The sequence below is a fragment of the Geotalea daltonii FRC-32 genome (assembly GCF_000022265.1).
Lineage (GTDB): Bacteria > Desulfobacterota > Desulfuromonadia > Geobacterales > Geobacteraceae > Geotalea > Geotalea daltonii.
Genome location: NC_011979.1, coordinates 4,074,114 through 4,097,924, shown reverse-complemented (window position 1 = coordinate 4,097,924; position 23,811 = coordinate 4,074,114). Strand labels below are relative to the sequence as shown.

General features: G+C 49.6%; 14 protein-coding genes. All 14 read left to right on the top strand.

Translation table 11 applies throughout. The annotated features are described in order from the left end of the window. The first annotated feature begins 108 nt into the window (after positions 1-108). Positions 109-1,482: a bifunctional UDP-N-acetylglucosamine diphosphorylase/glucosamine-1-phosphate N-acetyltransferase GlmU gene (glmU, locus tag GEOB_RS18360; RefSeq protein WP_012648748.1), complete on the top strand. Its 1,374-nt coding sequence runs from the start codon at positions 109-111 to the stop codon at positions 1,480-1,482. 36 nt (positions 1,483-1,518) lie between these two features. Then, positions 1,519-3,348 (top strand): glutamine--fructose-6-phosphate transaminase (isomerizing), encoded by a 1,830-nt coding sequence (gene glmS, locus GEOB_RS18355; RefSeq protein ID WP_012648747.1) that lies wholly within the window; start codon positions 1,519-1,521, stop codon positions 3,346-3,348. Between the two features lie 520 nt (positions 3,349-3,868). After that, positions 3,869-10,912: a right-handed parallel beta-helix repeat-containing protein gene (locus GEOB_RS18350; RefSeq protein ID WP_012648746.1), complete on the top strand. Its 7,044-nt coding sequence runs from the start codon at positions 3,869-3,871 to the stop codon at positions 10,910-10,912. A gap of 727 nt (positions 10,913-11,639) precedes the next feature. Next, on the top strand, positions 11,640-11,804 hold the full coding sequence (locus GEOB_RS20220; protein ID WP_012648744.1) for a hypothetical protein: 165 nt from the start codon (positions 11,640-11,642) through the stop codon (positions 11,802-11,804). A 509-nt stretch (positions 11,805-12,313) separates the two neighbouring features. After that, a complete protein-coding gene (locus GEOB_RS20215; protein WP_041267201.1) occupies positions 12,314-12,607 on the top strand; it encodes a hypothetical protein in 294 nt (97 codons plus the stop codon). A 13-nt stretch (positions 12,608-12,620) separates the two neighbouring features. Continuing rightward, entirely contained in the window at positions 12,621-16,487 is a 3,867-nt protein-coding gene (locus GEOB_RS18340; RefSeq protein ID WP_012648742.1) for an RHS repeat-associated core domain-containing protein, read from the top strand. A 1-nt stretch (position 16,488) separates the two neighbouring features. After that, positions 16,489-16,827, top strand: a complete 339-nt coding sequence (locus tag GEOB_RS18335) for a hypothetical protein (RefSeq protein WP_012648741.1) — start codon at positions 16,489-16,491, stop codon at positions 16,825-16,827. Between the two features lie 340 nt (positions 16,828-17,167). Beyond that, positions 17,168-18,136: a transposase gene (locus tag GEOB_RS18325; RefSeq protein ID WP_012648740.1), complete on the top strand. Its 969-nt coding sequence runs from the start codon at positions 17,168-17,170 to the stop codon at positions 18,134-18,136. A 112-nt stretch (positions 18,137-18,248) separates the two neighbouring features. Further along, a complete protein-coding gene (locus GEOB_RS20210; RefSeq protein WP_154650521.1) occupies positions 18,249-18,398 on the top strand; it encodes a hypothetical protein in 150 nt (49 codons plus the stop codon). A 1-nt stretch (position 18,399) separates the two neighbouring features. Continuing rightward, a complete protein-coding gene (locus GEOB_RS20740) occupies positions 18,400-19,050 on the top strand; it encodes a CPBP family intramembrane glutamic endopeptidase (RefSeq protein ID WP_012648739.1) in 651 nt (216 codons plus the stop codon). Between the two features lie 137 nt (positions 19,051-19,187). Further along, positions 19,188-22,403 carry an RHS repeat-associated core domain-containing protein gene (locus tag GEOB_RS19545; RefSeq protein WP_012648738.1) on the top strand — a complete coding sequence of 1,072 codons (3,216 nt, stop codon included), beginning with the start codon at positions 19,188-19,190 and terminating at the stop codon, positions 22,401-22,403. 60 nt (positions 22,404-22,463) lie between these two features. Next, positions 22,464-22,826, top strand: a complete 363-nt coding sequence (locus tag GEOB_RS18310; protein WP_041267200.1) for a hypothetical protein — start codon at positions 22,464-22,466, stop codon at positions 22,824-22,826. A gap of 260 nt (positions 22,827-23,086) precedes the next feature. Then, positions 23,087-23,215 (top strand): hypothetical protein, encoded by a 129-nt coding sequence (locus GEOB_RS20575; protein WP_083767179.1) that lies wholly within the window; start codon positions 23,087-23,089, stop codon positions 23,213-23,215. A 50-nt stretch (positions 23,216-23,265) separates the two neighbouring features. Continuing rightward, a complete protein-coding gene (locus tag GEOB_RS20535; RefSeq protein WP_083767178.1) occupies positions 23,266-23,805 on the top strand; it encodes an RHS repeat-associated core domain-containing protein in 540 nt (179 codons plus the stop codon). Positions 23,806-23,811 lie beyond the last annotated feature (6 nt).

The window sequence follows — 23,811 nt, the reverse complement described above, 5'->3', positions numbered from 1 at the left end:
TTCTCATCCGGAGTTTCCGGATGGAAACCAGTTAATATATTGACGAAGCAGTGGCTTATTTGTTAGAAGAGGTACTTTACTTATGAAGTCTCAACTGGAGGCCTTTCAATGGCAAAAGTGGCTGCAATTGTCCTTGCTGCCGGCAAGGGGACACGAATGAAATCCGAACTGGTCAAGGTCATGCACCCCCTGTCCGGCATGCCGATGATTTCCTGGCCGGTCAACGTGGTACGGGAAGCGGGTGCTGCGGTCATAACGCTGGTCGTCGGTCACCAGTCGGAAAAGGTACGGGAATTTTTTGCCGATCAAGGGGACATCGTTTTTGCCTCCCAGGAGGAGCAACTGGGCACCGGGCATGCGGTTGCCTGCTGCAGTGAGGCTCTTTCAGGTTTCACAGGCGCCATTCTTATTTTGTGCGGCGACGTGCCGTTGATTACCCCGGAGACCCTGCAGACGTTCCTCGAATACCACTACCGACAGCAGGCCGTCATTACCGTTCTTACCACCTGCATGGACAACCCCTATGGCTACGGCAGAGTGATCAAAGACGCAGCGGGTCATGTGACGGAAATCGTAGAAGAAAAAGACGCAAGCGCCGAACAGCGGCAGATAAACGAGATTAATTCAGGCATCTACTGTGTTGATGCCGGGTTTCTCTTCACTGCCGTCGCCGATCTGAAAAATGACAACGCCCAGAAAGAGTATTATCTGACAGACATCATCAAAACTGCCGTTGCTGAAAGGCGGACCTGCTGCGCCTTTCCCATTGCCGATCCGATGGAGGTAATGGGAGTAAACGACCGCGTGCAGCTGGCAGAAGCAGGCCGCATCATAAGGGTGAGAATCAATAAGGCATTGATGGTGGCAGGCACAACCATCATCGATCCCGAGACAACTTACATAGATCATGGGGTCGTCGTCGGCCGGGACACCACCATTTATCCCAACGTCTGCATCTCCGGCGGCACCGTCATCGGCGACAACTGCGTCATCGAATCTTCAGCCGTGATCAAGGGGTGCAAGGTAGGGGACTGTGTGACGATCAAGGCCGGCTCAGTGATGGAGGATTCTGTAATAGGCAACACGGTTGCCATCGGGCCAATGGCGCATCTCCGGTCTGGTACCGAGCTTAGAGACGAGGTCAAGATCGGCAATTTCGTTGAAACCAAGAAGATCATCATGGGCGCGGGCTCCAAGGCATCACATCTTACCTACCTTGGCGATGCGACCATCGGCAGCCATGTGAACATCGGTTGCGGAACCATAACCTGCAATTATGACGGGGTGAAAAAACACCGGACCGTCATCGAAGATGACGTCTTCGTCGGCAGCGACGTGCAGTTCGTGGCCCCCGTTTCTATCGGCCGCAATTCCTTGATCGCCGCGGGAACCACGGTCACGAAAGATGTCCCGCCTGACTCCCTGGCCATCGCCAGGGCTCCCCAGGTCAACAAGGAAGGCTGGAAACTCAAAAACAAATAAGACGGTTCTAAGTTCTATGTTCTAACGGAGTTCGAAATGTGTGGAATTGTTGGTTATACAGGCAGACAAGAAGCAACCCCCATTATTCTTGATGGTCTGAAAAGGCTTGAGTACCGCGGCTATGATTCTGCGGGCATCTGCACCCTCAATAACGGCCATGCCGAGACCAGGCGCAGTGAGGGCAAACTGATAAATCTGGAAAACCTCCTGGCAAAAGAGCCGATTGCCGGCGCCATCGGCATTGGCCACACCCGTTGGGCAACCCACGGCAGGCCCTCCGAAATAAATGCCCATCCCCATCAGGCCGGGCCGGTGGTTGTCGTGCACAACGGCATTATCGAGAATTATCTGCAGCTGCGGGAAGAGTTGAGGGCCGCCCACCACACCTTCAAGAGTGAAACAGACACCGAAGTGATCGCCCACCTGGTGGAGAAAAAGCTCCGTGAAAGCGGAGATTTTGAAAAGGCCGTTCGACAGGCGCTGGGTGAACTGCGTGGCGCCTATGCAGTCTGCATCCTCTGTGAAACCGAGGCCGGCACCATGATCGCCGCCAAACAGGGTTCGCCCATGGTTATCGGCCTCGGTGACGAGGAATTTTTCGTCGCCTCCGACATCCCGGCTATTCTGTCCCACACCAGGGAAATGATCTTCATGGAAGATGGAGAAATGGCGGTCTTTCGTAACAATAAGCCTGCGTTCTCAACAGTTGCCGGCGCTCCCTTGACGAAGAACTCCCGTCACATCGACTGGTCGCCGCTCATGGCGGAAAAAGGGGGCTACAAGCACTTCATGCTTAAGGAGATCTTCGAGCAGCCGCGCGCCATCAGTGACACCATCGCCGGCAGACTCCTGGAAGAAGAGGGTGATGTCTACCTGGAAAGCCTCTCGTTGCCGGACGGCGAGCTGAAAAAGGTCGAGAGGATCTGCATCATTGCCTGCGGCACCTCCTGGCATGCGGGTCTGGTGGGGAAATTCCTTCTGGAGGAGCATTGCCGGATTCCGGTGGAGGTGGATATCGCCTCGGAATTCCGCTATCGCAATCCCGTCGTCAATGATCGGACCCTTATCATCCTCATCTCGCAATCGGGAGAGACTGCCGACACCCTGGCAGCCATGCGCGAAGGCAAAGCCAGGGGGGGCAAGAACGTCGCCATCTGCAACGTGGTGGATTCCTCAATCGCCCGCGAAGCCGACGGCGTCGTCTATACCCACGCCGGCCCCGAGATCGGCGTTGCCTCCACCAAGGCGTTCGTCACCCAGCTGGTAGCCCTCTATCTCTTCACCATCAAGCTTGGCCGCACCATCGGCACCATCGACAAGGAGAAGGGACAGGCAATGATCGCTTCCCTGGTCAAGGTGCCGGCACTCCTGGAAAAGACCCTGGAACTCAATCACCAGGTCGAGAGCGTGGCCAAAAGATATATGAACGCCAGGGATTTCCTCTACCTCGGCCGCGGCATCAATTATCCCATCGCCCTGGAAGGGGCATTGAAACTCAAGGAGATCTCCTACATCCACGCGGAGGGATATCCCGCCGGCGAAATGAAACACGGCCCCATCGCCCTCATTGATGAGAATATGCCGGTCGTCATCCTCGTGCCGCAGAATGCCAACTATGAAAAAGTGGCTTCCAACATGGAAGAGGTCATTGCCCGTGGCGGCAGAGTCATCGCCGTCTGCTCGGCAGGAGACCGTGAGATAGCCGGCAAAGCCGAGGTAACCCTGGAAATACCCCAGGACAACGACGATCTGGCGCCGATCCTGCTCTCGGTGCCGCTGCAGCTCTTAGCCTACCACGTGGCGGTCCTCAAGGGGACCGATGTGGATCAGCCGCGCAATCTCGCCAAGAGTGTGACGGTGGAATAGAGGCGCATTCTGCTTTGATGATGGTTTGTTTGATCGTGAAAAATAAAGCAGGGAACTGAAGGTGTGGTGGCTTACGGCCACTGCTTTACTCAAAAATCATTTGGTATATTGAAAGTCGTGAAGTGGGTGTGGGATAGAATATCTCGCACCCACTTTTTTATTTACATTGTCGCATTTGGTAAAAAATCATTGTAAAGCACGGGCAACCGTGCGGCACAAAGCTAAGGCTTCTAAAAAAGCACCATCTGAGACAATTAACTAAAATTCCTTTCCTATGCCAGCTATTATGTTTGATAAATCACACTTAAAGATTATTTCTTTCCAATGAAGTCAAATTTTTGAATCAAGTCCTTGTTTTTTGCTATAGCTAACTATTTAAATCAAAAAAGGAATACTTACAACTGTAAAAATTTTTTACAACTGTAAAGAAATTTTACAGTCCATTAATATTGATTTTCTCAGCATTATTGTGTATGCCGTCAAAATAGTTCTAAATCAAATAACCTTACAGGAGGGTGTGGTGAAGGGACTCAAAACACTCCTTTTCTTTTTGTTCATTCTGATAAGTCATGCTCTGCCGTCTTTTGCAGATACTACGGTGGGAGGTGTCATTTCCACGGATACAACCTGGACTCTGGCCGGTAGCCCTTATAATGTCACTTCAACTGTTCAGGTGTATGGGACCAGTACCACAGCAGCTACCCTCACCATAGAACCTGGCGTTGTGGTTAAATTTGCTTCCAATACCGTATTGCAGATAGGAAGTGGTGCCAGTCAGGGAGCACTCATCGCCAGAGGGACGACGACAGAGAGAATTACCTTCACCCGAAGCGGCACAACCGGGACGTGGGGAACCATCGCCTTCCAAGACGGCACTGTCGATGCCATAACCGTCATCGAAAACGCCGATGTCCAGTACAATAGCGGGTTGAGTATCACATCTGCTTCTCCCACAATCAAAACCTCCACCATAACAGACGTAACGGGATATGGGATTAATCTTTCTTCCGCCAATCCGATCATGGAGAATGTTGCCATCACCAACAATGGCAGCTATGGCCTCTACCTTTCGAATTCCTCGCCCATCATTACCGGCGGCAGCTTAACCAACACCAGCACCACCGGCCATGGCATTTATGGCAGCGGCTCTCCAACAATTTCCAATTACAGCGTCTCCATCGTCAACAGTGCCGGCAAGTATGGTCTTTACCTCGGCAGTACGACCTCAGCCCTCAGTGTTACCAACTCTATCATCGCCAATGGCATATACTTTGGCTCCACCGGCATTACTCCGACTATCACCGGCAACACCTTCACTAATTTAGATAACTCCCCCCTTCATGCGGGAGCCAACATCATTGCCCAGATCATCGCCAACAACACCCTGACCGGCCAGACCTTTGCCGGCAAGATCGAGGTGGTAGGCGAGCAGATAAACAGGGACACACTGTGGTGGAAACAGATTGCCCCTTATGTGATTTCAGGAGCCATTTACGTATACAAAGATACCATTTCCCCTGCTACCCTGACCATCGAGCCTGGTACGGCTATTAAATTTGCAGGCGGCAGCGGGCTATACATAGGAAGTGGTGCCAGTCAGGGAGCACTCATCGCCAGAGGGACGACGACAGAGAGAATTATCTTCACCCGAAGCGGCACAACCGGTACATGGGCAGGCCTTACCTATTATGACGGCACTGTGGATGCAACATCAGTAATCGAAAATGCCGACATCCAATATACCACCGGCTTTAGTATCAACTCCGCTTCACCTGTTTTTAGAAACTGCACCATAACAGACATGACGGGCTATGCTAGCTTTTCTAATAGTAACCCGGTGCTGGAGAATGTCACTCTTACCAACAACGGCAGCTACGGCATCTACCTGAACTCCTCATCGCCCATCATTACCGGTGGCAGCTTAACCAATACCAACACCACCGGTCAGGGTATTTATGGCAACGGGGCACCGGTCATTACGAATTACAATGTCTCTATGGTCAATAGCACTGGCAAGTACGGCCTTTACCTGAACAGTTCCACTTCAATGTTGTCAGTCACGAACTCAACCATTGCCAATGGCATCTACCTCGCATCCACCGGCATTACCCCGACCGTTACCGGCAATACCTTCACCAATCTGGATAATTCGCCCCTGCATGCGGGAGCCAATATCATTGCCCAGATCATCGCCAACAACACCCTGACCGGCCTTGCTTCCACGGGCAGGGTCGAGGTCATGGGCGAGCAGGTTTCCCAGGACACAACGTGGAACAAGTTGGTTGCTCCTTACTGGGTAGTCTCCGGCACGGTCTCGGTTTACAATACGACGGCCATCCCCTCTACCTTAACCATTGCACCAGGCACCATGATCAAATTTGCCCCGAATACCGGGCTCCAGATTGGCAACGGTACAAGCCAGGGAGCACTCATCGCCAGAGGGACGACGACAGAGAGAATTACCTTCACCCGAAGCAGCACAACCGGGACTTGGGGAACCATCGCCTTCCAAGACGGCACTGTTGATGCCATAACCGTCATCGAAAACGCCGATGTCCAGTACAATAGCGGGTTGAGTATCACATCTGCTTCTCCTACAATCAAAACCTCCACCATAACAGACGTAACGGGATATGGGATTAATCTTTCTTCCGCCAATCCGATCATGGAGAATGTTGCCATCACCAACAATGGCAGCTATGGCCTCTACCTTTCGAATTCCTCGCCCATCATTACCGGCGGCAGCTTAACCAACACCAGCACCACCGGCCATGGCATTTATGGCAGCGGCTCCCCAACAATTTCCAATTACAGCGTCTCCATCGTCAACAGTGCCGGCAAGTATGGTCTTTACCTCGGCAGTACGACCTCAGCCCTCAGTGTTACCAACTCTATCATCGCCAATGGCATATACTTTGGCTCCACCGGCATTACTCCGACTATCACCGGCAACACCTTCACTAATTTAGATAACTCCCCCCTTCATGCGGGAGCCAATATCATTGCCCAGATCATCGCCAACAACACCCTGACCGGCCAGACCTTTGCCGGCAAGATCGAGGTGGTAGGCGAGCAGATAAACAGGGACACACTGTGGCGGAAACAGATTGCGCCTTATGTGATTTCAGGAGCCATTTACGTATACAAAGATACCATTTCGCCTGCTACTCTGACTATCGAGCCAGGAACAACAATTAAATTATTTGCAGGCGGTAGCGGGCTATACATAGGAAGTGGTGCCAATCAAGGGGCACTAATCGCAAAAGGGACGACGACGGAAAGGATTACATTTACCCGGAGCGGCACTAGCGGTACATGGGCAGGCCTTACCTATTATGACGGGGCTGTGGATGCAACATCAGTAATCGAGAATGCCGACATCCAATATACCACCGGCTTTAGTATCAACTCCGCTTCACCTGTTTTTAGAAACTGCACCATAACAGACATGACGGGCTATGCTAGCTTTTCTAATAGTAACCCGGTGCTGGAGAATGTCACTCTTACCAACAACGGCAGCTACGGTATCAATCTTTCTGCCTCATCGCCCATCATTACCGGTGGCAGCCTAACCAACACCAACACCAACACCACCGGCCATGGTATTTATGGCAACGGGGCACCGGTCATTACGAATTACAATGTCTCTATGGTCAATAGCACTGGCAAGTACGGCCTTTACCTGAACAGTTCCACTTCAATGTTGTCAGTCACGAACTCAACCATTGCCAATGGCATCTACCTCGCATCCACCGGCATTACCCCGACCGTTACCGGCAATACCTTCACTAATCTGGATAGCTCTCCGATCCATGTAGGGGCGAACATAGTCGGGCAGCTTATAGCCAACAACGCCCTAACTGGCCTTACTTCAGGCGGCAGAATCGAGATCGTGGGCGAACAGGTGAACCGTAATGTAACCTGGAGCCCACTGGCAGCTCCGTATCACGTGGTCTCCGGCACTGTTTCCGTCTACAACACCACGACAACCGCCTCGACCTTGACCATTGCACCGGGAACCGTCATCAAGTTTGCGACCAGCACCGGACTTCAGATCGGCAGTGGCACGAACCAGGGGGCATTGATAGCCCAGGGAACACCATCAAATCGTATCACCTTCACCCGAAGCGGCATCAGCGGTACATGGGCAGGCCTTACCTATTATGACGGCACTGTGGATGCAACATCAGTAATCGAAATTGCCGACATTCAATATACCACCGGCTTTAGTATCAACTCCGCTTCACCTGTTTTTAGAAACTGCACCATAACAGACATGACGGGCTATGCTAGCTTTTCTAATAGTAACCCGGTGCTGGAGAATGTCACTCTTACCAACAACGGCAGCTACGGTATCAATCTTTCTGCCTCATCGCCCATCATTACCGGTGGCAGCTTAACCAATACCAACACCACCGGTCATGGCATTTACGGAAGCGGCTCTCCAACAGTTTCCAATTACAGCGTCTCCATCGTCAATAGCACTGGCAAGTACGGCCTTTACCTGAACAGTTCCACTTCAATGTTGTCAGTCACGAATTCAACCATTGCCAATGGCATCTACCTCGCATCCACCGGCATCACCCCTACCATCACCGGCAATACCTTCAGCAATGGGGATAATTCGCCACCCCATGCAGGGGCTGCCTTGATAAACCGGATTTTGTCTGAAAACACCTTCAGCGGACTTACCGCAACCGGCAAAATCGAGGTTGTCGGGGAGTATCTGACGCAAAACACTCTTTGGAAGAAGTGGGTAGCACCATATATTGTTCTCGGCAATGTCTATGTTTTTAAGGACACCGTCACCACCGCTACCCTGACCATCGATCCGGGAGTCGTGGTGAAATTTAACACAAACACCTCGCTGCAGATTGGTTCGGGATCTTCCAGGGGGTCCATCATTGCCGATGGAGGGACGGCAGCGATCACCTTTACTTCCAGTCAGGGTACGCCTACTGCCGGAAGCTGGTCGGGTATAACCTTCTCCGGTGACTCTGCCAGCGGCAGTATATTGAATAACATTGTCGTCGAATACGGAGGCTCAGGAGGGTACTACAATAACGCAAACGTTGTCTTTAATTCTTCTTCGCCAGTGATCCGTAATTCCACAATCAGAAACAGTGCCGGAAGCGGCATCTATGTATATGGTGCACAAAACATCCCTCAGGTGGTTGGTTGCACGGTTACAGCCAACAAGTGGGGTGTTTATGCCACTTCTTCAAACCCTTACATCGTCAATTCACGAATCTACGGCAATTCCACCGCAGGTGTATGGAACAGTTCCACGACTGTAGATGTTGACGCAAGAAATAATTGGTGGGGGGCAGACTCCGGACCAACCCATGCAAGCAACCCTTCCGGCACCGGCAACAGCGTCAGCGACAAGGTACTCTACAATCCTTGGATTGGCCAGACTCCAGGGACTGGAGTGACTTTCAGCAATGTCAAGGTTTCGCCAGCAGCGTTCAATCCTGATGGGGATTATCTCACCTTCGGGGCATTCATCTCCGCCAATGCCAACTGGACCATCACTATCACCGACAGCGGAAATAACGTCGTCAGAATTTTCACCGGCTCCGGCACTTCCATCAGTCAGAGATGGTTTGGCGAAGACAGCCAGTCTGTGAAAGTAGCGGATGGAAATTATACCTACAAGATAGAAGCGGTAAATCCTGCGACTTTGGAAGCGGCCTCTCCCTTACAAGGAACCGTAAAGGTATTCCGCCAACTTCCTGTGGCCATTCTCGATGTGCCGACTGATGATCAGATCTTTTCCGGCGGGACCATCGTCAATGTTACCGGCACCGCCTCCGATCCTACCGATTTCAAGAACTACACCCTTGAGTATGGGGCAGGAGACAACCCGATTTCCTGGAGTGCCCTTAGGAGCGCAACAGTTCCAGTGCAAGGTAACCTTTTGTATGCCTGGGACCTCACCAATGCCACTGGAGGCGTATACACCCTGCGCCTCACCGTCACCGATAATGCCGGGAATGCAACAGTAAAAGCGGCACGCATCAGGCTCCTCTGGATTCAGAATGCAAATTCGTCGGAGACTTACCTTTCACCGAACGGCGATGGTACCAAGGATTCGTCGCTACTTAGCGCGACGGCCAGCTACCCGGTCAATTGGTCCGTAACGTTAAGCAACTCAACCGGTACTGTTGTCAGGACCCTTACAACTCAAGGTAGCTCTGCGTTCAGCCAGGCCTGGGACGGCCGTAATTCTGCAGGTGTGGTTGTGCCTAACGACACATATACCTATGCATTCAATGCTCTTGATCCAGTGTCGTCTCTGGGAGCTTCACCTAAAACAGGCACCATAAAAGTTGATACCACGCTGCCGACTGTTTCCATTACAGCGCCTGTTTCAGGCGGGGTATTGCAGAACACGGCGACCATTACCGGAACTGCTGCGGATACCAATTTCGATACTTACACAGTGGAATATGGGGCAGCATCCGGCACGGGGCAATGGACTCTTTTCGCGTCGTCAAGTATGCCAGTCACCTCAGGTACGCTGGCAGTGTGGATCACCAATGATTTGAAAAACGAGATCAGGTTAGAGAATGGCGAGTATCAGATGAAGATAACTGCCACAGATAAGGCCGGCAACAGAGCAGTAACAGCTATACCCGTGACCGTGAATAACCTGATCCTCTCCTCGATATCAGCCAGCCAGAACACGTTAAACACAGCCTTAGGGGAATCTACGACCATAGCATTCACCATCAACAGCCCGGCAACAGTGACTTTGAGTGTCATACCGGAAAAGCTCGGTACCAATGGTACTCCGGTGTACCAAGCTTCAATAAGCTGTCTGACCGCTGGCAGTTATTCATATACCTGGAATGGTGCCGATTCGACCGGCAAAACCGTTTTGGATGAGGCGTATCTGTATATACTGAATGCCTCTGATGGGACAAGAACCGACGGCTACTCTCCGCTACCGCCGAGTGGTCAGGGGAGCATCACATGCAGCCAGGGGGATTACTATCCACGCAGGAACGTCCCTCTTCCAATTACCTACTCCGTTACTCAACCAGAACGCGTCACGATCAATATCCTATGGGGTAGCCAAAACTTCAAGATAGTCGATGCAATACCCTACACTCCGGGTACCTATACCACCAATTGGGATGGGAGGAATCCCTTAAACGTCATGCTGAATGGCGGGGGCACAGCGTCTTGCTCGGTTTCTTCCCTACTTGCCGAGAACTTCATCATTGCAACCGGCAACACCCCAAAGATCACCTATGTCAGCACTGACCCTTATCAACTGCACTTCTCATATGGACAGTTCACCAGATTGAAATATGCCGTGTCCAAGCAGGCATATATTACGGTAAAGATGCTGCCACCAACGGCATTAGGAATAACTCTAGTCGATCATGTCCTCCAGCCGGCAGGAGAGTATGAGATTGAATGGAAAGCCACCGATGCAACCGGCAATGGATTTGCTGTGAGCGAGGAAGGAGACTATACAGTTTGGATCCAGGCGACCGATCCAGTTACTGGTGCTTCGTCTGTCACTAGGGGAAATTTGGGTGTAGGCGATTAAGTTGTCATAGAGATGGTACAATCAAAATCGCTTGAGAAAGCATAGAACCACAGAAGAAACTTCTGGAGGTAGTATATATTGATGAGCTATATCAGCAGGTTTCTTTATAAAATATATTACATTGTTTTTACCTTGCTTCTAGTTCTATGTTTTGAAAACTTGTCTGTTGCTGATGATTGTTGGACTCGTGATCAAGCTGTTGATCATGTTAATACTGTCTTTTGCGGGAGCAGTGGTAATGCGTTCTGTAGCTGTTCAATAATAGGTGATGCTCCATATAATGATCAAATTTACCACGGTTCAAGACGTACTCTTGTTGTTAAATATAGCCAAAGATTTTGTTGGGATGGTGCAAAAACTATATGTACATGTTATCCAGAGGCTGAAGTTAATATAGCGATTTACTGCAATAACTGCTCTGATCCAACCAATCCTTGCTGCACAAATCCTTACGACAAATGCTGTGGCAGTAAAGATCCCTGTTGCGGCAATGATTGTTGCAACAATAATGATTCCTGCGTGACTTGTGGCCCGCCACCACCGGGCTCAAATGGCTCAAATGGTTCAAACGGCTCAAACGGACAAAATCGAGCACCAGATTCAGATCTTTCGGGGTTTACTGGCAAATAAAAGGGAGTACAGCTGTTCTTTTGCCTCCTTTCGTATTACGCCTAACTCACTTTTTGACAGGATGCAGCGTGAAGCACGATCTGTCGAGGGAGATTTAATGCCATTCCGAAGACATAAAGACCCTGTGGCAATGCTTGTTGTAACAATGGAGATTCCTGCTCTCTTGTGGCCCGCCACCGCCACCTTCACCACCGACAGGACCTGGGCCGACCGGACCGGGATCAACAGGACCTGGACCGACGCCACCATCAGATCTACCTGATTTTGCAGGCCGTTAAATTGTTACTGGAGTTAGATCTCTCGAAGGGAAAGTGTTTTTGAGGAGGAGGGGACGTCGTGGGTGTAGTAACTAAAGCAAAGTTTAAGTAAGAAGGGGACTGTTCGCTTGTTCTGTCTTACCATTTTCTACAGCGATAGCTTACAATTTCAAATACTGCCTTGAAATGAATGAAAGTCTTGAGCAACCTGAAAAAGTAGGTTTATGGATAAGCGAGAATTTCAAATTCAGCCAAAAGGATAACAAATAGGTGAAAGTTCTTATTCATACAGTCAGTTACTTAATCATGATCATGGTCTTAGTGCCTGATTTATCTTTCGCGCAATGTTGGGATGTCAGTTTGTGTGGACCATCAAAATGTGATACGAAAGCTGAAGCCATCTCTGTTGCCGAGGCATTCTGCGATAAAGCTGGTGGTTGTACGCGATTTGAGATGCTTTATTATCCCCCTGAAGTATGTACGACTTGTGGTCAGGTTGTGATTGAAGGCGGAAATGACTTCTGTGGCATCCTTTACACAGGGTTATGTTCCGATCCGACCGACAAATGCTGTAACAGTACTGACCCTTGCTGTGGCAGTAATGATCCCTGTTGCGGCAATGCTTGTTGCAACAACGGAGATTCCTGCTCTCTTTGTGGGCCACCACCGCCGCCACCGCCGCCAGGGCCAGGACCAGGGCCAGGGCCAGGACCAGGACCAGGACCAGGACCAGGACCAGGACCAGATGATCGGTCAGCAGGTTTTGCAGGCCACTAAAACCTATTCTACGATGGGTAGTTGCTTTTGAAAGAGGAGGGAGCATGCTGGGTGGAGTAGCTAAAAATAAAAGGTTTATAGGCATGGTGAGACTGCTGCTCGTAGTCTGTGTAGGGGGGGGCTTTTTACCAAGCGTTTCTCGTGCAGCTGTGGATTACAAGGTCGAGGCGACCGATGCAACCATTATAGAAAAAGGGAATCCCGGCTATGTTGGCAAACCCATCAGCCTTGTTTCAGGGACGGAGTCGTTAAGCAGGGTCGATCTCACTCTTGGTAACTTCCCCATCTACATAAAAAGACGATACACCAGTGTATCCGGCTATGACAGCCCCTTGGGTTATGGTTGGGCGCATAACTACGACAAGAGACTTTATACCTATGCCGACGGCTCAGTCATAATCCGGAAGGAAACCGGTTGGAAAAGACATTTCATGCCTTCTGGTACAGGTTTTACTACGCCAGTAGGTGAAACGGGAATCCTCACCACCAATCCCGACGGTACCCATACCTATACTGAGAAAGACGGCTCAGCGGAAACATACGATATTAATGGTCGTCTGACCACGATGACAGACATCAAAGGCAACTCCCTTGTTCTCAGTTATGAAGCAGCCACAAAAGCCCCACTCTGGGGGCTGTTACCCTGGAATGTTCTACAGACGGACCCGCTTGTTGTGGCGTACGACTATAGGTTAAGTACTGTTGAAGAACATGACACCACCGGCACGCCCACCGGCAGGTGGGTTCATTTTTCCTATGATGCACAAACAGGCCGGCTGACCCAGATAACCGACAGCCTTTCGAGAACTATCACCTACGACCATGACAGTATCGGCAATTTGAAGTCCGTATCATCTCCGCAGTTTAATTCTCTCTATGGCTATACCGATACCAACGACAAGCACCTTCTCACCACAATTGACGAAGGTGAAGGGATGTACGTCAATAGCTATGATTCCCAGGGGAAGGTTATCAAACAAACCCACGGTACCGGCACAATCGACATCAGCTACATAATTCCGCGGCAAAAAACGACAGTTACTACTACAATCAAAGACGGGACAGGGACCCTTCTCAACACCCAGAACCGCGTTGTCACCTTTGACCAGAGCGGGCAGGTGGCCAAGGTAACCGATACTTTCGGCAATGAAACGAGATACACCAGAAACAGTCAGACGTGGGTCACCCGTGAAGAAAAGTGGGAAAACACCGGTACGGTGGCAAGTCCTAACCTTGTGCTCAAATACGCCGCTGATTACACCTACGATGCAGTTGGCAACCTGCTTACCCGTACCGATGCCCAAGGGACCGCCATAGAAAAAACCACCACCTACACCTACCATCCAATATTCGGTAACGTCCTGACAGAAAAAGTAAAAAGCGTGGTAAATCCTGCACAGGATCGAGTAACCACAAACGACTATGACACCAAAGGCAATCTCCTTAGTACCACCGAAACAGGCCTTTTAGGCGATGGTACACCGTACAGCTACATCACCAGTTACGAATATGACAGCCAAAGTCGGCTGAAAAAAATAGACGGCCCTCGCACAGATGTTCAGGATGTGACCACCTTCACCTACGATGCCAGCGGCAATATGCTTACCAAAACCGAGCCCGTTGTCGGCACCACCTATGACAACTATGATGGCCTTGGCAACCCAGGAACTATCACCGATTCCAACGGCAATGCTACCCTTTATACCTATGATGCCGTCGGTCGCGTACTCACCGTCAAAGCACCCGGAGACACCGCCGCTACTCAGATCGGCTATACCACCGGCAGCTGCAGCTCATGCGGTGGAGTAGCAAACCGTATCGATCACATGATTTTCCCGGAAGGGAATAGATTAGATTTCCTCTATGACACCAATGGCAAACTCAGCAAAATTAGCGACGGACTTGGGAATAGCCTCAACTACAGCTACGACAGTGAAGGGAACAAGCTTAAAGAAGAGATCAAAGACCCAACAGGCGTTTTGCAAAAGACCCTCAGCTACCAGTACGATGCCCTCAACAGGCTCAAGCAGGTCAAAAATCCTGACGCAACCTACACAGAGTACGGGTACGACAGCCTCGGCAATGTGACCAGCAGCAAGGACCCGAAAGGCAGTACCATCACCAGCCAGTACGACGCCTTGAGGCGGGTTACCGCTACGATCCAACCTGGTACTATCACCACAGGCTTCAGCTACAACACAAACAACAATCTGGCCACCGTCACTGACGGCAATAACAATAGCACTGTCTACAAGTACGACGACAAGGGCAGGGTCTATCAAGCCATCTCACCCGATACCGGCACTACCACGTACACCTATGACCCTGCTGGCAATTTAAAGACAAAGACCGACGCAAAAGGCATTACCATAACCTATACCTACGATGCCGCCAACCGCCTCATCACGACAACCTTTCCCACAGACTCGGCAAACATTTACAATTACGATACCTGTCCAAACGGCAAGGGGTGGCTCTGCGCTGTCACTGACCAGAGCGGCACAACCAGCTATGAGTACACGAAGAAAGGACAGGTAGCCAAGGAAACAAGAACAATTGATAGTATTGCCTACACAACCCAGTACACCTACGACATGAACGGCAATACCAAAACCATCACCTATCCAAGCAGCAGGGTTATAACCTACAACTACACCAATGACCGGGTAACCAGCGTAACCGGCACACTAGGCGGGATAACCACGACCCTTGCCGGCAGTATCACTTACAAACCCTTCGGCGGCCTGACAACACTCACCTACGGCAACGGTTTAGCAAGAACCATAGCCTACGACAACCAATATCGGCCAGCGAGCATCGTTACCGGAACTGTCCAAAACCTCACTTACGGCTATGATGCTAATGGCAATATCACCGCCATCACCAATAATCTCGACAATACCAAGAACAAGACCTACACTTACGACAATCTCGACCGGCTGGGTAGCGGCAGCGGGCCATGGGGAACGATAAGTTGGCTCTATGACGGGGTTGGCAACAGAACCTCTCAGACCGACAGCAGCGGTACCAGCAGTTATAGTTATCAGCCGGGTACAAACAAGCTGACCAGCGTTTCCGGCCCGAGTCCCGCCAGTTTCAGCTATGACGCCAACGGCAACACAACGAACGAAAACAGCAAGACATACACCTATAGCCAGAATCAGCGGTTGATCCAGGCAACTGCAGAGCAAACAGGCAGCTACAGTTACAACGCCAATGGGCAACGCGCCAAGAAGGTAGTCAACGGCATTACAACCTACTTCATCTTTGATCAGCAAGGACAACTCATAGCTGAATCAGCTACAGACGGCACCCAAGCTGACTACATCTACCTGAGCAACCAGCCGCTGGCCAAGATCGACGCAACCGGCATAAGCTACATCCATACCGATCATTTAGGCACTCCTACCTTCATGACTGACGGAACCGGGGCTAAAGCGTGGGAGGTAGAGGCAAGGCCATTTGGGGATAATGCAACTATCACTGGCTTGGCCAGTCTCAATTTCAGATTTCCGGGCCAGTATGCAGACGGCGAGACGGGGAACAACTACAATTATTTTAGGGATTATAATCCGGCAATCGGGCGGTATATTCAAAAAGATCCGATAGGGTTCGCTGGGGGGATAAATCTCTATGCTTACGTCGACAACAACCCTGTGAATTGGACCGATCCCACTGGAGAAGCTGCTGTAGGACCACTGCCAAAACCACCACCCACAATTCCAACAATACCACCACCGCCAAGACCACCGATAAAGCCACCGAAGCCACCTGGAACCGGATGTAGTGCAATGTTCAGAGTGTGTACGGCTTTTTGCACCACCCGCTGTCCGGGAGGTGTTGTGGGTAAGGGAGTCTGTCTTGCTGCGTGTACGGCAGCATGGATTAGCTGTGTAACGATGGGGAATTAAAATGGGAAATCAGGCGGAAGTGCTAGAGTATAGTGAACGTGGCTTTGGTGCGAAGGCAAAAAGGTTGTTGAATGAAAACAAGGACTTTGACGTCTCAATATGCGGTTGGCGAGCTAGGGTCATCCTTTCATCATTGCAATTGTTAATGCACATGCAAGAAGGCGAAAGGAAAAAGCAAGGTAACAAGTTGGGTACATTTTATACGTTGTCCCGGTTTGCCGTCTTAATGCCTCTCTCATCATTCATGGCTATATTCTGGCTAGCTGTCGCAAATAACAGAGGAATTCGCTTGAAAAATTCCAGTAACGATTCTGTTGTGTTGGAATTTAGGGGTAAATAGGCAGGGTCAGCCCCAGACATGAGACAACCTGACCAAACAAAACGCCGTGAAGCCTTAGACTACAGGGTTTCACGGCGTTTCTGCATGTTGCCTGTCCATGAACTTTTTAGCCTGATGCCGCAGAACCAGGCCGTCAAGCACCGCCCTCACCACTTTTTTCTCTTCCTCGTTTAACTCCAACAGCGCGTCAAACTGCAAAAGGAAATCAACCGGCGGCTTTCGCTCTTCTTCATCAAAAAGAAGCGCATCACCCGGGCGGCTAGGGGGACGGGGCGGCTAGGGGGACGTTGCTTGCTAATTAACTATTGTCACTGAGCAATACTTATGTTAGCTTGCGCTCATGCCACGCCAACCACGTCTTGACATACCCGACGTCCTCCATCACGTCATTGTTCGCGGGATCGAACGCCGTGACATTTTCGCTGAAGATGCTGACAAGGAACGTTTTGTGGCAAGCCTTTCTGCCCTGCTCACGAAAAGCGCCACCAAGTGTTATGCTTGGGCGCTCATGTCAAACCATTTACATCTGCTTCTCATGCCGACCAGAGTTTCTCTTGCTGAAACCATGCGCCGTCTGCTGACCGGTTATGCCGTTTACTTTAATCGCAAATATCAGCGCTGCGGCCATCTGTTCCAGAACCGCTACAAGTCCATACTCTGCGAGGAGGATCCTTACTTTCTCGAACTTGTGCGCTATATCCATTTGAACCCGCTACGAGCGGGCATGGTTTCCGATATGAATGAACTGGGAAGCTACCCGTGGAGTGGCCATGCAGTATTACTCGGTAAGCGGGCCATGGAAGGTCAGGAGACGGACGAGGTACTGACACGTTTTGGAAATACCAGGGCACGCGCAGTTCGTGGCTATTGGCAGTTCGTCGCCGATGGAATTACCACAGGACATCGCCAGGATCTGGTCGGGGGCGGACTTAAGCGCAGCCAGCCCGATTGCATGGAGATCAAAGAAATAGCCGCCTTTGATGAGCGAATCCTTGGCAGTGGCGGGTTTGTGGAAAAGTTGACCCAGGGGGCCAGCGTGGTGGAGAAGAATAAACCACGTCTTGCCTTGGTTGAATTGCTAGACAGAGTCTGTGCCGTGACCGGAGTGGTTGCAGACCGAATGCAGTGTCCCGGCAAAGAGCGCGCCGTAGCACGGGCAAAAGCTATCTTCTGCTACTTGGCAGTACGTGAGTATGGCTATACGGGCACAGAGGCCGGGAAGGTCGTAGGGATCGGCTCGGCAGGCGCGTCTATAGCGGCCAGACGGGGAGCGGAGTTATTGAAGAGTTACCCGGAGCTGGGGATATAAAATTGAAGGGGAGGCAGTTAGTTGATTAGCTAACAACGTCCCTCCCAAGGACCCTCCCAAGGACCCTCCCAAGGACCCGAAACTATATGATCTCGGAAATAAAAGTCCTGGCATGCCTGTCAAAGACGAAGCAGCCAAGCAAGCTAAAAAAACTCTTGAGCAGTTAAAAGACAAAGTAAAGTTTTTTTGCACAATGACAGTAAACCCATTGACAGGTGAGCCAGTAGCTCCTCCCATAACAATTAAGGTGGATAACCAATAATATGAACAAAGTAACACTTCAAGCATATAATATTATTACGGTTTCTGATATTTTTGTATCAAGCTTTATAATGTTCATAGTATTTTTATTTTATGTCATATTTGTAACGAATATTTCTGATACCTCAATTATCCACAATTTGATGATTGTTCTAATGTACATTGCAGCAATTTTATATCTACATTTAAAAGCACCAACCACATTGACTGCCGCAATAAGCAAGCGAACTCATTTGAAATATCTAGTAGTTGGGAATATCATAATTACTATCCTCTTTATTCCTTATTATTTCTGGTTGAAAAATAATAATGTTTCCGAAGTATTTCTAAAATTATATGAAATGAACACAGTATCAAAGTTTGCTTACTTACTGATTGCTTGTTTTATCATTCCTTTACTAGAAGAAATATTATTCAGGTGCTATTATTATGGCATAATTAAAACTAAATACGGTCTTGTCCCTGGAATATTGGTATCCGTTTTATTATTTGCCGGAATGCATATATATCAATCGGCTAACATGTTAGATATATTGATTCAAGGGATTATATATACTGTATTTTTTGAAATATCTAATTCCATTAAATGCAGCATAATACTGCATATGTATAATAATAGCCTGTGGTTTTTATTGACATTTCTATGGTCTTAACATCTGGTACCTATTGATAAGGCCCTTTCCGCCTGCACAGCATCGAGGAAAAAGACGCCACCGGTTCGCTCACCGGCACACGCGTCACCTTCACCTACGATCCGACCACCGGCAGGCTTAAGGGTATTGCCGACAATTTGGGACGAACCGTTACCTACGATCACGATGCATTCGGAAACCTGACAGCCGTAACTACCCCTTTGCTACGCGCTGCCTATTCCTATACCGATCCAAACAACAAGCACCTTATGACCAGCGTTGATGAAGGAGGAGGAGCCTTTGTCAATACCGGCAGCGCCGCGGGGAGAGTGACCAAGCAGTCCCATGGCAACGGTACCATTGATTTCAACTACATCACCCCCGGCAAAAAGACCCAGATAACCACCACAATCAAAGACCCGGCCGGCGCAGTTCTCAACACCCAGACCCGCACCGTCGAGTTCGACGATCAAGGCCAGCCCAGCAAAGTAACCGATACCTTCGGCAACGAAACCAGGTATACCCGAAATGACAAAACCTGGATTCTCAGGGAAGAATATTGGGAGAACACCGGTACACCAGCCACTCCCAATCTGGTTCTCAAAACCGCCAATGATTTCACCTACGATGACAAAGGGAATATCCTCACCGAGACCAGGGGCTCTGGCAGTGCCGTGGCAAAGACCGCCAGTTACACCTACCATCCAACCTTCGGAAGGCTGGTCACCAAAACCATGAAAAGTGCGGTGAACCCATTGCAAGACTCGGTGCTTACCTATGCCTATGACGGGACCGGCAATGTCAGCAGCAGTACCGAGACCGGTCTTTCAGGGGATGGAACCTCTTACACCTATACTACCTCCTATGAATACGACATCCACGGTCACGTCACGAGAATCGACGGCCCCCGCACTGATGTTGAAGACGTCACCACCTTCACCTACGATCCCGTCACCAGCAATCGGCTCACCATGACCGAGCCGCTGATCGGCACAACCACCTATGCCAACTACGACGGCCTCGGCAATCCCGGCACCATAACCGACCCCAACGGCAATACCACAACCTACACCTACGACAATGTGGGCAGGGTCCTCACCATAAAAGCCCCCGGCGATACCGCAGTCACCGAATACGGCTACACCACCGTCGGCTGTGCCAGTTGCGGCGGAACGATCAGCAAGATCGACCATATCATCTTCCCCCAGGGCAACCGCATCGATTACTTCTATGACAGTATGGGCAACCTGAGTAAAATTGCCGACACCCAGGGGAACAGCATCAACTACACCTACGACAGCGAAGGAAATCAGCTCAAGGAAGAGATCAAAGACCCAACCGGCATCCTGCAAAAAACCATCAGCTACCAGTACGATGCCCTCAGTCGCCTGACAAAAACCATCTACCCCGATAACACCTTCAGCCAGTACACCTACGACAACCTCGGCAACCAGACCAGTTTCAAAGACCCGAAACAAAACATCACCACCAGCCAGTACGACTCCTTAAGCCGGCTCACCGCCACCATTCAACCGGGCAATATCACCACCGGCTTCAATTACAACTCAAACAACAACCTGACCACCGTAACCGACGGCAACACCAACAGCACCGTCTACAAATACGACGACAAGGGCAGGGTCTACCAGACCATCTCCCCCGATACCGGCGCCACCACCTATACCTATGACCCTGCCGGCAATCTCAAGACCAAGACCGATGCAAAGGGAATTACCATAGCCTATACCTACGATGCCGCCAACAGGCTTACAAAAACAGACTATCCGACAGATACCGACATCACCTATACCTACGATAACTGCGTCAACGGTAAGGGAAGGCTCTGTGCCGTTGCCGATCAAAGCGGAACAACCAGCTATGAGTACACCAAAAAAGTTCAGATTGCCAAAGAGAACCAGACCATAGACGGCATCCCTTACATCACCCAGTACACCTACGACATGAACGGCAACACCAGAACCATTACCTACCCGAGCGGCAGGGTGATAACCTACAACTACACCAATGACCGGGTAACAAGTATGACCAGCACCATTGGCGGCGTTACTACAACCCTTGCCGGCAACATCGCCTATAAACCTTTTGGAGGACTGGCAAGCCTGACCTATGGTAACGCCTTACCAAGAACCATTAACTACGACAATCAGTACAGGATTGCCAGCACTACCACAGGAACTATCCAGAGCTTATCGTATGGCTTTGACGCAAACAGCAACATCACCAGCATAACCAACACCCTCGACAATACGAAAAACAAGAGCTACAGTTACGATGCTCTGAACAGGCTGAGCAGCGCCACAGGCACATGGGGGAACATGCTATGGACCTATGACCCCGTGGGGAATCGGCTGACGCAGGTGGATAGTGTGGGCACAAGCAGCTATGTTTACCAGCCGGGGAGCAACAAGCTTACCGGCATCACAGGAGCTACCACCTCCAGTTTCGCTTACGACGCCAACGGCAACACCGTTACCGACAACGCCACCACCTACACTTATAATCAGAACCAACGACTGATAAGAGCCGCTGCGATCCAGACCGGGGATTACGCCTATAATGCCAGTGGCGAAAGAGTAAAGAAAACAACGGTTGGAACGACAACCCATTTCGTTTATGATCGGGCAGGCAGCCTGCTTATTGAAAACGCCAGTGATGGATTGACGGAATATGTCTATCTGAACGGGGAGCCTGTTGCGAAGATAGATGCAACAGGCACAAGCTACATTCACACCGATCATTTGGGCACACCGCAGATGATGACGGATGCAAGCGGTGCCAAGGTATGGGCGATTGAGGCCAGACCATTTGGCGACAATGCGGCAATAACTGGAGCGGGAATGCTGAACCTTAGGTTTCCGGGCCAGTACTTTGATACAGAGACAGGGAACCATTACAACTATTTCAGGGATTACAATCCGAGCGTTGGGCGCTACATCCAAAAAGATCCAATAGGTATAGCCGGAGGGATAAACCTATATTCGTATGTCCAAAATAATCCGATTAACTGGGTTGATCCGGAGGGTCTTTCTCCGTATAGCGATCTGTTAAAGCGGGCAAGAGAGTATAAGCCTTGCGATGACAAGGACAGAGAAACACTTCAACAAGTCTTAGAAAACCTTCTGCCTATTGGTATGACTGAAAAATTTACCAAAAGCATACTGAGCTCATCTGAGATAATAGCTAAAGGAAGAAATATCAGAAAGGTCGATGAGCTTGTTGAGAAATTTGGAGGTAAAGCTAAAGATTGGTTGAAGAAAAAAGGATGGGATGAATTTGGTAAAGAATGGCACTGGTATGAGAATAATGGGAACAAAGTGGGTAAAAAACCAGCCGGATCACCAGATCCATTTTAAACAAATGGTATGCTATTATTATGCCTTGCGTCTTTATTTTTCATAGGAGAATATATTTTTATGAAAGTCAAAGCAAAACAAGAAGTACATAACCATATATTAGATCAATTTGACAATAAGAACATTAAGCCAAACGAAACTTATGATGTTATTGGAATTGATCATGATTGTTTCAGAATAGTTGATCAAGTTGGTGATCCAATTTTATACCCTAAGTATCTTTTTGAGATTATCGATTCATCAATTCCACAATCATGGATTCGAAAAGAATATGAAGCTGATGAATATTATATAGATCCACCTGAATTCAGCGAGCCTGGATTTTATGAAGATTTGTTTGATGGCGATTCAAAAGCAATAGATATTTATGAGAAGTATTTGGCCTCAGTAGGGATTACAAGGAAATTTAGAGGTAACCCATAGGGGTAGCGTTTACATTTTTCACAAACCGCACCGGCAAAAACGCCGTGAAGCCGTGATTTAACAAGACTTCGGGAGAAACCTGCGGGGACATTCTATAGTCTCTCTGTCAACTGAAAATATTGCTCTTTTAAATCGAATATTTAGCGATGCTGTCTGATTCTGGACGCACCTATCCCATCATTTTGGTAACGAAAATCTAAGGGGACGTTCCGAAAATCTAAGGGGACGTTCCTGCTTTATTGCATTAGCCAACATTTCGGGTGCCACCGACGCAGGATGTCACCACCTTCACCTACGACGCCAATGGCAACATGCTGACAAAAACTGAGCCTCTCATTGGCACCACCACCTACGACAATTACGATGCCCTGGGCCTGTTGCGAAGATAGATGCAACAGGCACAAGCTACATTCACACCGATCATTTGGGCACACCGCAGATGATGACGGATGCAAGCGGTGCCAAGGTATGGGCGATTGAGGCCAGACCATTTGGCGACAATGCGGCAATAACTGGAGCGGGAATGCTGAACCTTAGGTTTCCGGGCCAGTACTTTGATACAGAGACAGGGAACCATTACAACTATTTCAGGGATTACAATCCGAGCGTTGGGCGCTACATCCAAAAAGATCCAATAGGTATAGCCGGAGGGATAAACCTATATTCGTATGTCCAAAATAATCCGATAAATAAGGTGGATTCATTAGGTTTGTTAGATTGTTTAGATCTTGATCCCACAGGATTGTTGAAGTTTATGAGGTCATATATGCAATCCCAAGATACAAGAGACATTTTGCAATATCAATTACGGAAAAGAGAGGAAGCTTTTGATAAAGGCAAGATTGAAGAAGCTATCATTCATGATTGGGCAGCGAAAGAAATAGAACTAATAATGCATCCAGAGACAATGGATATAATAAGAAACTCACCTACAAACACAAGCATAACTGGGCCAGTAACAGGCAAGTACCGTAAATAGGGGGCG